Source organism: Paraburkholderia sp. CI3 (assembly GCF_050436505.1).
Taxonomy (GTDB): domain Bacteria; phylum Pseudomonadota; class Gammaproteobacteria; order Burkholderiales; family Burkholderiaceae; genus Paraburkholderia; species Paraburkholderia tuberum.
In genome coordinates, this window is the sequence record NZ_JBNDMI010000001.1 from 270,125 (window position 1) to 282,364 (window position 12,240).

A 12,240-nucleotide genomic window follows, 5' to 3' on the forward strand; every position below is an offset into this window, starting at 1 on the left:
AGAAATGACAGTAAGGTGCCGACCCAGGCTCCGGTTGAAAATTTATCGAACGAAGAATCTCATAGACAAGGTAGGAAAAGACAACTATCGAACCCGTCCTCGGTCCGAATCCCCCCTGAATTGACCGATCTGCCGAAGCGAGCATCGCCGTCCGGCGCTGGCTCGCGGGCGAGTGTCGTGGCCGAGATTGAGAGAATTGAAAACGCTGCAGAGCGAGGGGCCGGTCGTTATTCCGGCCGATCGGCATACGAAAACGAAGGAATGCAGCCTGCAATCGAAGCGGGCGGCGCCTCGGTCGAAGAGAGTCCTGAGGAAGCACCACCACGTCGTGCTACGAAGGTTGTCATGCCTAGCGGTGCAACAGTCGAGGACCGATCACACGTCGTGACGCATCTAGTCAAAACCGTCGTGGCGCGCATTCAAGAGATCTGGCCATCCAAACGACCCCATCCGGCCGAAGCAGCCGGGGCTATTCCCAAACAGACCCGGTCAACATTGAATGAAATGGTAGTAAAACTGGCCGGGCGCTCGCGCACCTCTAAAAGCGTCTTAATTCTGGCTCTTCACTACCTCGAAAAAATTGAACCGTACGCGAAAGCGGCACGAGATCGTGCGGTGGCCCGCGAGCCTCTGCCGACCGATCCGGCAACACTAGACGGAAGGAGGATGTTCCTTGCGTCCTTGATGTTGGCTCACAAATACCTTAACGAACCAACTTACACCAATGAAGCGTGGTCAAGGATATCTGGCCTTGATCTCGGACAGCTGGGCCCTTTAGAAATACACACCTTGAAAATGTTGGAATATGAGTTGGGCATGACCCAGCAAGAATTTTCAGACTTCGAAAGAAAAATTATGGCATTGCACGAATAGCGAACGCGAATCAATTTAATGGGCTGGCTGATTGGAATAGAAGCCAACCATGAGCAAGAACTGGTTGCGGGTTTCGATGAGGAATCATCGGTTGTGTGCGCAACGAGGCGTTGATGCATGAAGTGCATGGCATGACAAGACGCATACTGCGAAGTCGTGAGCTGAGGGGCGAAACGATCGGTCTGATGGGTATTGTCACGTTGCTGGCATGTTGCCGGAAATGCAGCGACAATTCGGGGTATGAAACGATCTGCTCTCCAACACAACGCACCTGCCAATGACGCTATCTCCTACAGCGGCTACCGATTCCCGCCCGACGTAATCAGCTACGCGGTGTGGTTGTATTACCGTTTTCCGTTGAGTCTGCGCATGGTTGAGGAGCTGCTGGCGGCTCGCGGCATTGACCTTACCTACGAGACGGTGCGACGCTGGTCGGTGAAGTTCGGCCTGGGTATCGCCCGGCGTATCCGCTCTACCGCGCTGGCCCGGGGTGACAAGTGGCACCTCGACGAAGTGGTGGTGACCATCACCGGCAGGAAGCACTGGCTGTGGCGAGCGGTGGATCAGCACGGTGCGGTGCTCGATGTACTGGTGCAAAGCCGGCGAGACAGGCACGCAGCCAAACGCCTCATGCGTAAATTACTCAAGAAGCACGGACGCGCGCCGCGTGTGCTAATCACTGACAAGCTCAGGAGCTACGCCGCAGCAAACAGGGACCTGGGGTTGAACGTGGAACACCGTCAGCACAGGGGACTGAACAACCGGGCGGAGAACTCGCACCAGCCGACGCGGGTGTGCGAGAAGGTGATGCGCCGCTTCAAATCAGCGCGCCACCTGCAGCGATTCACGTCGGTCCACGATCAGGTAGCAAACCTGTTCATGCACTGCCGTTACAACACGAACGCGCAGGAAAAGCGACAGGCGCGCGCAAACAGGCCTTTGAGGCGTGGGAAACCGTGACCGGCAATCCGATGCTGGATCGCCTTGCCGCATAACTCAGGAATACTCACGTTCTACGCCTTTGCTCGCCCCACGTTTAACAACGTGACAGTACCGGTGCGAGGTACACCGCGTGTGAAGACGGTGCTGACCGATCTCGGATATCGCGGCAAGAGCAAGACGCTTTCGAACAAGCAGCGGCGCTGGCTCAAACGCCGACAGGCCATCGAGCCGATCATCGGGCACGTGAAGCACGATCACGGCATGCGCCGCTGCTGGCTCAAGGGCGAAACGGGCGACGCTGTACATGCCGTGCTGTGCGCGGCCGGCTATAACCTGCGCTGGTTGCTGCGGGCCATTGCACGTTTGGGCCTGAAGGCCTTTTACGCGCTCGCCGCTTTGCTTCGCGCCGACAAATTCACGAAAGACCAATCACGCAGCCCTCGCAGATCCTTCACGCTGTGGACCGAGCGCTGGCGCCGAACAACTTTTCGCTGCGCACATTGAATTTTGCAGGTCCGACTAGGCTACTTGCGTGACCGGGGAGTATGTCCGGCCGCGCCAGCACACGCTACTGCCGCTGACGAGGCTGTCGAGGAATTCGTGCAGTCCTTACGGCGCGATCAGGGGTTAGCCTGTCCGCCCCGCTGTTTTCGAGCATCCTGGTCAAGGTCGGCCTTCGCCAGTTGGCGTTCGGCGGTGGGCAACGATGCATTGTCCCTGCCGCTCCAGCGCAGCTTGACATGGTTGTCGAGCCCCCGGCGAGCGGCAAGGATGCTATCGGGAATGCTCGGCGCGGTGAGGAATGGAAGCGCGTCGGCGAGTGTCGCATCAGGTCCGATCTTCAGGCCGGCTCGGCGGTATAGCGATACCGATCACTTTGACGTGAGCCCGCTTGGGTCGAGCCGTCCAAACGAAGATTTCGCGCGACTCGGAAGACCGCGCAACGTAGCGCCGACGCCCGTCGAACTGTTTCGCTCGGCCGTTCGCGCTCGACGTGCGGGCGGTGTCTCGGTTGCGGAATCTCTCACGGGTACATTGGGAGAGGTCACGAGCGAAACTTTGGAACGTGGCATGTGATTGCAACCTACAAGTGGCGGTCCGAACGAGATTCATTTATATCCGATTGCTGAGCAGTAGGTATGCGACTTTGCGAGGTGATCCGCGATTCAGCGAAGCGCCAATCGACTGGTTGCGGGTTTTCTGACGGGTCCGAATTTGTCTGCGAGCTGCATGGGGACGGGCAGACGCCGAGACGCCTCCGCGGCGTACGGAAGCCTTTGTGCCTGCTAAGCTTGGGGGCAAACTCATGTCAGCCAAAGGCCCCAGCGCCCCCGATGTACCGGGGAAGGCGAGCGGCCAATTTGCGCGGCTAACTCCGCTTTATCGACGTCTTCAACCCGCTGAGTCGAGATGGGCAAGAATACCCTGAAAGAAGTGGTGTTAGTCGTCGTCATTGTTTTTGAACCTTTCTCTTAAACGTGCTTTTGCAACTGACCACGATGCCGTGGGAATCGTGAATCCGGTACAAGGCCAGCCGCCTGCCGTCGAGGCATGGGAATAGGATCAGGCAGCGGTCTCCTGCGCCAGAAGACGCTTGACCTTGTTCATGCCGCCTTGAAGCCGCCCCGCCAGCGCCTCGCGTTCCTCGCGCGAACCTCCGGTGTAGCCTCCCAGTTCGATGGACGCCTTTTTGAAGCCCTGATGGATTGACATCAATTCCGTGACGCTTAACCGGTGATCGCGGGAAGGCGCTTGCTCGATTCGTTCGAGATCGTCGACCAGCGACGTGTGGCCTGCGGAAAAACACTCGAACATAGGTTCCGCGGGACGAAATGAATTCATGTGCGCATTGCGCAAGAAGGTTTTTTCCGACGCTGCTTCCGTGTTGGCGCTCGACAGCGCGATAAATGCGGATTCGAGTTCGTCCCGGCTGCGGGCGCGATCGTCGGGTTCGGCCAACTCGTTCGGAAGTCGCTGGCGCCGCTCGGCAATCTTCTCCGCGTTAAGGCCCGGAACCGGCTGCCCCTCGGGCAGATTGTCGAGCACCGTGGCAATATCGCTCTGGCTCAGGATCTCTCTGCCCAACACCTCCTGACCGATTCGGTGCAGACTCTGAAGCACGGTACCCGCGCTTTGCCTGTTCAGCGCGCTTCCGAATTCCAGATGGTAGTGAAGCATCATGCGCCCGTTTTCCGCGAAGTTCACGCCCAGCGTGTGGTAGTAATCGTAATCGCGCTCGTTGGAGATGCGAGGAATTTTCCGGTCTTGATAAACCTTCCCATCCCCCTTCAAATGATTCTCGTGAATGCTGACGGGAGTTGCGCCGGATTCCGCCGCCAATTCGTTATAGGCCGCCACAACAGATGCCACCGCGCGTTGCAGGTCGCGCTTTTGCGTTGGGCTCAGGGTGCCAGTGGCAAAGCCGCCGGCAGCGGTGAGGTTCAGCAAGCCTTTGGACCGGCGTATCTCGACGTTTTGCAGCATCGAGCCCGGTGTGCAAGGGATCCGTTTCCATTCACGCACGTTGTTCCTGGCGACCATGAGGGTGCCGGGATTGCGGGGATTCAGGTTGTGTAGCGGGTGCTGCAGGGAGTCGAACCGGCGAACTTCCGGCGCGAGTTTCGGTGTCGAATTCGGCAACGGCGACTCCGAGCTTGCTTGGTTCCAATGCCTGCCGGCAGAGGATTTGTTCGGGAGCTTCATAAATTTTCCATACTAAACGCCTAAGGCACTGTTTTATCCGATGCAGCGTCACTGGGCAATCGGGACATCGGAAGAAAGGACGCGATACGCGAAGGATGCAAACAGCTAGTTGCGGGTTTTTCGGCTGGTGCAGCCAACGGAAACCTGACGGCCGGGGGAATTCAAGACCGATGTGCACGTCCGAGTGTTTGATGACTGGCCGGTCGATGAAGGCTCGTATGGTGTATGCATTTCACCGCGGACACCGTCAGGTTCGCCGGTATCTGCTACGCGAAGTGACTTTGGGAGGCGCTGGAGAAACTGCCGAAGAGGCCTGCGCGAGCTCCGTCGAAGCGCAGTAGATCGACTGAGCGTGACTCGGAACCGGTTGATCTGAGGCAGCAGCGGAGAGCATCGGCTGCAAGGGACAAGATCTCAACGTCCCCGATGCGAGAGGTCCTGCATCCATCGAAGAATGCCGGCGACAGTCCGAAATGACTCGCGATAACGCAGCGGCGGAAGGGGCAGTCCGGATTTTGTCGAGCGAATTTCGGAGGAGCTGAGGGACGGATGCGATGACGATGTACGCTGCCGACTTAAGCGCAGCATCGGAATCAAAAAGTCCAGCGGCGGTTCGTGGACAGTTACCGCAGTCCTGCGGGTGCGGCAGGAACAAAATTGGGGAAACCAACGGCAACTGGGCTTCCTACGGCTCTGGTTTTATATTTGACATAAAAGGAATGATCGATATTTAGTAGGAATCCTATATATCGTTCGGCCATGAACGTTCAATCAATGACGCTAGTGTCGGCCTTCACGTCTGAGCATGAGGCGCTCGGCTTGGGCCCACACACCCACAAACTTTTGCTGCATCGCAAAAGTTACCCCTCGGCGACGATAGGCGAGCGTGCGGTTCCTGCGAGAAAATCCTCGAGTCGCGCTTCGACGTGAAGTACCGCATGCAGAGGTGCGGGCAAGTTGCGCGTCATATAGCGCGCGCGGACCGAACCGGCCGCGAGCACCGCCCATTTGGTTCTTTCTACAACGCCGAGTGTTACGATTCAACGGACCATACAACCGCAAACAGAGTCGTAGCAAACACGGACGAGGCATTAGCGGGCGAGGCTTGGGGTTGGTATGTCGACCGCTTTGAACGGCGTAATGGCGAATGGCGGGCCGCCCATCGTACTGTCGTACCTGAGGCGCTGTCGAGCTACGTTGCACAGGGCGGCAGGCGCATTGAAGGGCGGCGCTGGGGGCAACGCAACCGTTTGGACAGACTGTATGAAGTTGAATTGGAAATCTTCGGGTCCGCTAAGCTCCGTGGCAAGCAATTGTTATGTCGATGCGGCAGCGAGTGAATGCGTTTGTTTACACAGAACTCGACTTCATGCATGCCGATGTATTGACGTGAGCAGCGTCGATCCGTGGCGCAGTCGTCAGATCGACCGCCTCATCAGACCAAGCCAGGTAGAGACAGACCTTCGCGATTATCTGGACGGCGTCGTTTGCGTGGCCGCTTTGCACACAACATAGGTTGTTGGCCGCTTTTCTCGAATCGACCCGTGGTAGCGCCCTCGGCGCCGGTCATCGCGCGAATTACGCGGTCTGATTGTGCGTGAGGCGATGGGTCATCAGCAGGACTTGTCCGTCCTGCCCGTATCGATGCACCTGGAATGCCATCACGTTCGTGGCGGCTCACGACCGGTCAGCGACGGGATCCGTGGTCGATCGTCGCCCCGAAACGGGGCGAACTTTCGCGCACCGGGCCCCGCCACCTCGATGCGCTTGATGCATCATGGCACGAGGGGGCCTGCCACGCTACCACCTACTCACAACAGGACAGCTTGCTGCAAAAGCTCGAGCGCTTTCAATTCGTCCAATTGCCCCGTGCGTGCTTTACCTGCAAGCGTCTTGATCAATGCTTCCGCTATCGGTTCAATACCATGAAGATTGTCCAGGCTGGTCATGCAAGCGAAGGGGACCAGTACCGGGTTTGGCTGCGGTATGGCGGAGGCGGGGAGCGACTCAAGGGTTGCCGGTGTGGTTGCCGCGGCTTCCCCATTACTTTCTTCAAGTGAGTGACTGGCAAGGTCGTCGGGGAAATCACTTGCATGATCTTGCGGGCTGACGACGATCGTCTCATTCTCTGCTGCAACATCCGCCGAAACAGGTGAGGGCCTTTCCAGATCGCCCAGGGCGCCCGCCCGCGCGCGCCTCGTGCGCGCCTTCGCATTGGCGAGCTTTCCTGGTACGCCATCATTTGCAGCGGCCGCAGCCGGCTCGTGTTGTGGAACCGATACGCGACCGCGCGAAGCAGGCGTAAGCATACGCGACACCGACTCTGGGATCTCGGCCTCGGAGCGCGGCGTGTCCAACCAGCCAACTGGCAATCCCAACTGCTCCGTGAACCGGTTTGCTTCGACACTGTCCATGCGCTTCTTGCCATGTAGTCGATCGGCTATGTTGAATGCACTCATCTCCATGACCACGCCAAGTCTTACTTTCGATCCGTTGCGACTCGTGAGAACGTGGAGGTTAGCGCGTCGGATGTTCTCCACCTCAGCGCTGTCGCTCAAAGCCAGAGGTTGCAGTTGGGGTGTCTTAGGAGACGTCTTGTATTTCGAAGGCGAAGCTTTGAGCGGCGCGTGAGGTTTAGTCTCTCCGGCCATTTCGCTTCGACTATTCTTGACGGCTCTGGGTGACACGCCAGTTGCTTTCTTTGGCATTTGCGCTTCCTCGGACAAACTATCTTTAAGAAATGATTGCTGATCGACGTTCAGGGCAGAAGCCCGCGTGGTTGCTTCAGGCACGTTTGATTCGTCGTCCGTTTGAATGAAGTCGAGCGGTGACTTCAGACGAGTGATTGTCTCTGCCGCGAGTACGGGATTGGGCTGGTCAAAAAAGCCGTGCGGCAATCCAAGCGTGGTTTCCATGTGAAAGGCGGTCTCGGGCGTGAACCGCTCGCCCTTCATCAGTTCGGCCACGCGCGTCATGTTCGATTCAAGTGCTATCGCGATATTCTCCGCGCCCACCGCATCGACCAGAAACTGAAACGATCTTGTTTTGAAAATTGAGGCAGTCTGGGCGGGGTCTCGAGGAGGCGCCTTCACATACGGTTGTCCCTGCCGGCTGGGCGGGGATTTTTTTTCGTGGCGAGGTTGGCGTTGGCCGCTGTCCCGGGATCCCGCATACCGCCCGCGGGCTTGACTCATAACGTAGGGCTCCATGCGATGTTGATACTCTGAATATCTTGATTATAGAGGCGACGTTGTCATCTAATGCGTCAATTGCTACATATGCGTCCTCCGCCACCGGCCTCCAGCGCCCAAAAGACCGCCCTCATGCTGTCACATTTCGACGTTAAGCTTTTTCGCCCTCGGTAGTAAGCCCACTGTTGTGTCGGTCACCGAACGCCCGTCACCGCAACACCTGACGACGATCGTTTCGCTCTTTGCATCAGGAGCATCCCGTGCTGAGCGCCCACGAATTTGCAACATTGATGCTGGTCAAGGACTCCGCCGATCACATTGCCGATCGGGAAGAACTTGGAACATTGCTTGAACGCCAGCTTGTCGCACTGGAGCGACTTGCGGGCGGGGCAGTACGCCCTCGCATCACGGAGGACGGGGAGTCTCTTCTCCGTAACCTTGCTTTTATCAATTGATGAGAGAAAACCGTCGGGTGCCTCTCAGGATTTTCCACCCGCCCGACTCGCAGGCGGTACTGCCTCAACGCAGCGCTTCCAGGCGACGTTGGCAACGTTTGTCGTCTCCACCGCGTCGATAGCTCTGCATGGCCTTTGTGCGGTCCGGGGCAACGCTCCTGTCTTCTGCGCCCCACACGCCTTCCCAGAAAAGACCGAGATTGTGTGCCGAGGCTTTATGCCCCAGTTCAATGGCCTGCTCGTAAAGCGAGCGCGCGCGGCTCACGTCCACCTGCATGCCTCTTCCGAGGCGCGCGCTATCGGCCAGCGCGGCGGCGGCCATGCCGCGCAGACGACCTTCGGCGGTTTCATCCTTCATCACATCCTCGAGAATCGCGTTACCTCTTCCCAGGTCCGGCTCCGCTCCAGTCGGGGTGACCAGAGAAATGGCCATTGCCAGTCGCCAGGCTGGATGACGGTTCGCGCCAAGGCGCTCGAGTAACCAGCGTCCCAGATCGGGTGCGCGGTTTAACGTGCTGGTGAGCAGCGCATTTGCGATGGCAGCGAGCGACTCCGGTGACAGGAATCCAGTTTTGTTTGCCGCAATGACGTGACGGGAGAACTTTTCGACATCCAGTGTAGGGTCGGCGCGGCGCAACTGATGCCATTCACGCTCGATCGTCCCAACCCAGCTTTCCATTTGCACGGTGAGCAATCCGTTGGTGAAGAATGCACCTGATTCTAGCTCACCTTTTGTCGATTGCAACCTGCGGATCAGATAGAGACTGCACGAAGACCCTGGCGGTGCGATTTTTCTACATAAGTGATACCGCGATGAAGATCGATGGCTGCAGCGCGGTGCCCGTCATCGGAAGAGCGCGTTGAAAATACCTGGGGCAGTCAACGGGTGGTTGACTACAACGTGAAGGTCCGCGTGAAGTCGGACAAGACGGGTGTCGACATTGCGAGTGTGAAGGTGTCGATGAACCCGTTCGACGAAATCGCCGTTGAAGAGGCGGTACATCTGAAGGAAGCCGGCGTGGCGACGGAAGTGGCCGCCGTGTCGGCGGGCGGTCGCCCAATGTCAGGAAGGGCTGCGCACGGCGCTGGCGATCGGCGCGTACCGCGCGATTCTGATCGAATCGAATGAAGGCCTGCAGTCGCGAAGCTGCTGAAGGCGCTGGTCGACGAGGAGCAACCGCAACTGGTGAACCTCGGCAAGCAGGCCATCGACGACGATTCGAACCAGACGGGCCAGATGCCGGTTGCGCTGGCGAATCTGCCGCAGGCGACCTTCGCGTCGAAGGTTGTGGTGGCTGACGGCAAGGCGACGACGGTGTCGCGTGAAGTCGATGGCGACGCGGAAACGTTGTCGCTGAAGTTGCCCGTTATGTCGCAGTCCGGACGATAATATTGACTTCATCGCAACGGTGGCTGTTTTATCCCATCCATAAATTGGACGGTCTCGTAGTCACGCACAAGTATTTCGAAACCGCGGACGACGTCGGCTTCCATCGCGTGAAGACCTTTTTCGCCTTGAAAGTTGGATCTGAAGGCTTGATTGAACCGGTTGTTCAAGTAGGAACTGACTTCCTCAATCTTTTCGGGACTCCCTGAGTTCGTGAAGAGAACTGACCTGGGTGAAGCAGCGTCATAGAAAAGGTTGTGCGGCCACTTGGGTACAAAGTTCGCGGGCCTCTCGTCGGTAATCCACATGGAACCGATAAGCTTAAGCTTCCCCTTCATCCCCTTAGGCGTTATGAACGTCCACACCTTGCGCGGCAGCCGCTCCTGAAGTTCAGCCAGCTTGTGAGTATCGGCGCCAAGTGTACCTATCCGCCCTTCGTTTACATCCGATACGAAGTCTTTCCAGTAGTAGAAGATGTCCAAAATCTACTCCGTTCTCAAATTGACTATTTCGGGTCAAACCTCGGGACGGTCGACTGGAGGCCGACGCTTGGCAATTCAGTTCCCAAAGGCGCCTCTAATCTTCGAATGACCGGCGCAGCGGACCTGCAGACGGTGGAAGCGGCTCGCGACACCTGGTACCTCTACCGCTTGAACCGTATCCGGTCGAAGCCATCCGGGCGTACCTGAAGGAACATGAGATTGCACAACCGGCGCCCTACGCATCTTCCCGAAGTCAGTGACTTCGCGCGCCGACGGCTGAAGCCGATGCAGCGTCGCCCGAGTGCGCGGCGACACCCGTTAGAGCGAGCCGGTGTCACGCAAACAGGCGAAGTCAGGCTTGCAGCATCAGGGTGGGGTGATAGCGCCACACCTTCGGGTCGGCGCTCAGCAGGGGCATCCCCTCGTGCAGCGCTTGGGCGATCATGAGGCGGTCGAACGGATCCGCGTGATCCGCATGGAAAGGAAGCATCGAGACTGCCTCCGTATGTTCACCCGTGATCGGCAGTTCGACGAAACCGGACAGGCGGAACGCCGAGCGGGCATCGCGCGGATGCACGCGCAGGTTGCCTTTCGCATGCTTGATGGCAATCTCCCAGATCGCGGCTGCGCTGACCAGCAACGTATTGGCCGGATCCTCGATCAGGCTGGCGGCCTGCGGTGACAGCTGTGGCGCACCTTCGGCGGCCCACAGCGCGATATGCGTATCGAGCAGCACTTTCACGGAGTGAGTCCCTGCTGCGCGCTTGCCTCGAAGTCGGCGGCGATCGCGTCATCAGCGGCGTTGAACGCCTCGACGGTGGCGGGCACGGCCAGGCCGGCCAGCAGGTGCCGCGCGGCGCCGATGCGCCGCGGCGCCGCGAACGGCAGCAGCCGCGCGACGGGCGTGCCGTTGCGGGCGATGATGACCTCGTTTTCCTGGCCGACCTCCAGCCGCTCGACCAGGCTTGATAGTTTCGACTTGGCGTCGTGCATGTTGATCGTGAGCATGGCACCACCTACGTATTAGCTAATCAATGTTAGCTAGTATGCAGGCATGGGCCGCCAAAGGCAAGCACCAGCATTACGGATGGGCGACGTAAGCAAAGACAGCCGCTAAAACCCAGGCCTATCTATCTGATTTAATTTGATATTTATCTATATTTGGCCATCTCGTGTCCTCTGTTTTCCGGAAGCAAAAATGGCCGCCGCGTGACCAGCGGAACCAATCTCGGCCATTTTTCATCCCTCAGAAGCAACTGTGACCATCAATTAGCCTGACGTCATACAGACCTCACATCCAAAATGAGGTGTCCCTATTTGAAACATGGCTCGCATGCACCTCGATATCTTGGCCTTGTCAACACTGGTCGACTTTCGGGGCCTGCCGAACCGGCGGCTCAATTCCTTTTTTTTTTTGATACTTTCGAAAACATCCGTGTCAAAGCCCCTGCATTGATCTCGACTGGAGCCCATGGCGATGCGATAAGTTGATAGCTGACGTCGTCCGTCCTGTCAGCCATCGTTACATGGACAGGCAAGCCACGTCGAACAAACTCCTCGACTGCGAAGTGGAAGGCAAGCTCGTGATCTACCCTCAACACAAGCGTTGAGTATCGACGAATCAGATAGCTCGAAATCGACCTCCATGCATGTTCTGCGAGCGGGTACTGAGCCAAAGCTTCATTCCATCTATCCGATACGAACGTCTTGAAAGTTAGTGCATACATACTTAAGTCGCCCTGCGCTAGGGCAAGCCGCAACCAAAAAACGGAGGCGTTAATAGAAGGCCACGGATCCTTTAGCGCGTACATCGGCAATATCAGCGCGTCCGCAAAATCGACCGAAGCGGTAAGGGAGAACGCCGGGGTATCGGGAACCCAAATGCCCATGCTCTCGATGTTTGCATGGTGGGACTGAACTTCGAATGTTGTCAGCGTTCCTGCGGACAGTAGCTCCCAGAGCGGCATAGCGACGAAGGCATTGGCGCGATTGCTGTGCTTTGCAAGTCTAGCTATGGTTATCACGCAATTCTTTTCCAGCACCTCGCACTTTACGAGTGCCCACTCCATGGGCGCCCACTAATCTGGCGGTGCCACACATGTAATAGCAAGTTAGAACCGACATGGTCATCAACGGCGCAACATCCGTTCGCCTGTGTTCAATGTGGCCGTTTGCTTCTAAGTGCGGTGTATAACGCAAGCCGGGAT

The 12,240-nt window shown here is 57.8% G+C and carries 10 protein-coding genes and 3 pseudogenes; 6 read left to right on the forward strand and 7 right to left on the reverse strand.

All coding sequences use genetic code 11. The annotated features are described in order from the left end of the window. Window positions 1-177 precede the first annotated feature (177 nt). The 3 genes and pseudogenes from OKW29_RS01250 to OKW29_RS01260 all read left to right on the forward strand — a co-directional run. The gene (locus OKW29_RS01250) at window positions 178-873 is read left to right on the forward strand and encodes a cyclin family protein (RefSeq protein WP_429289662.1); all 696 of its coding nucleotides are present in this window, start codon (window positions 178-180) and stop codon (window positions 871-873) included. 240 nt (window positions 874-1,113) lie between these two features. Beyond that, window positions 1,114-1,868 (forward strand): annotated as a pseudogene (locus OKW29_RS01255) (IS6 family transposase). Window positions 1,869-1,974: 106 nt separating this feature from the next. Next, a pseudogene (locus OKW29_RS01260) lies at window positions 1,975-2,319 on the forward strand (transposase); the annotation flags it as partial. A gap of 1,059 nt (window positions 2,320-3,378) precedes the next feature. Here the strand turns inward: OKW29_RS01260 and OKW29_RS01265 are convergent. Continuing rightward, on the reverse strand, window positions 3,379-4,518 hold the full coding sequence (locus OKW29_RS01265) for a hypothetical protein (protein WP_429289663.1): 1,140 nt from the start codon (window positions 4,516-4,518) through the stop codon (window positions 3,379-3,381). 392 nt (window positions 4,519-4,910) lie between these two features. On the opposite strand from OKW29_RS01265, the gene OKW29_RS01270 reads away from it, so the two are divergent. After that, window positions 4,911-5,060 (forward strand): antitoxin MazE-like protein, encoded by a 150-nt coding sequence (locus tag OKW29_RS01270; protein WP_429289902.1) that lies wholly within the window; start codon window positions 4,911-4,913, stop codon window positions 5,058-5,060. Between the two features lie 1,269 nt (window positions 5,061-6,329). Here OKW29_RS01270 and OKW29_RS01275 read toward each other — a convergent pair. After that, window positions 6,330-7,712 carry a hypothetical protein gene (locus OKW29_RS01275; protein ID WP_429289664.1) on the reverse strand — a complete coding sequence of 461 codons (1,383 nt, stop codon included), beginning with the start codon at window positions 7,710-7,712 and terminating at the stop codon, window positions 6,330-6,332. Window positions 7,713-7,969: 257 nt separating this feature from the next. Here OKW29_RS01275 and OKW29_RS01280 point away from each other — a divergent pair, with 257 nt between their 5' ends. Continuing rightward, window positions 7,970-8,164 carry a hypothetical protein gene (locus tag OKW29_RS01280; protein WP_429289665.1) on the forward strand — a complete coding sequence of 65 codons (195 nt, stop codon included), beginning with the start codon at window positions 7,970-7,972 and terminating at the stop codon, window positions 8,162-8,164. 64 nt (window positions 8,165-8,228) lie between these two features. Here the strand turns inward: OKW29_RS01280 and OKW29_RS01285 are convergent, their stop codons facing one another. Beyond that, window positions 8,229-8,909 (reverse strand): sel1 repeat family protein, encoded by a 681-nt coding sequence (locus OKW29_RS01285; protein WP_244145042.1) that lies wholly within the window; start codon window positions 8,907-8,909, stop codon window positions 8,229-8,231. A gap of 78 nt (window positions 8,910-8,987) precedes the next feature. Between OKW29_RS01285 and OKW29_RS01290 the strand changes: the two are divergent. Beyond that, window positions 8,988-9,536 (forward strand): annotated as a pseudogene (locus OKW29_RS01290) (hypothetical protein); the annotation flags it as partial. 26 nt (window positions 9,537-9,562) lie between these two features. On the opposite strand, the gene OKW29_RS01295 reads toward OKW29_RS01290, so the two are convergent. The 4 genes from OKW29_RS01295 to OKW29_RS01310 form a co-directional block, all read right to left on the reverse strand. Next, entirely contained in the window at window positions 9,563-10,033 is a 471-nt protein-coding gene (locus OKW29_RS01295) for a hypothetical protein (RefSeq protein WP_429289666.1), read from the reverse strand. Window positions 10,034-10,385: 352 nt separating this feature from the next. Continuing rightward, window positions 10,386-10,775 carry a type II toxin-antitoxin system VapC family toxin gene (locus tag OKW29_RS01300; protein ID WP_132460036.1) on the reverse strand — a complete coding sequence of 130 codons (390 nt, stop codon included), beginning with the start codon at window positions 10,773-10,775 and terminating at the stop codon, window positions 10,386-10,388. Then, window positions 10,772-11,041: a type II toxin-antitoxin system Phd/YefM family antitoxin gene (locus OKW29_RS01305; RefSeq protein WP_090812518.1), complete on the reverse strand. Its 270-nt coding sequence runs from the start codon at window positions 11,039-11,041 to the stop codon at window positions 10,772-10,774. Before OKW29_RS01305 ends, OKW29_RS01300 begins: the two co-directional genes overlap by 4 nt. A gap of 389 nt (window positions 11,042-11,430) precedes the next feature. After that, window positions 11,431-12,102: a hypothetical protein gene (locus tag OKW29_RS01310; protein ID WP_429289667.1), complete on the reverse strand. Its 672-nt coding sequence runs from the start codon at window positions 12,100-12,102 to the stop codon at window positions 11,431-11,433. Window positions 12,103-12,240 lie beyond the last annotated feature (138 nt).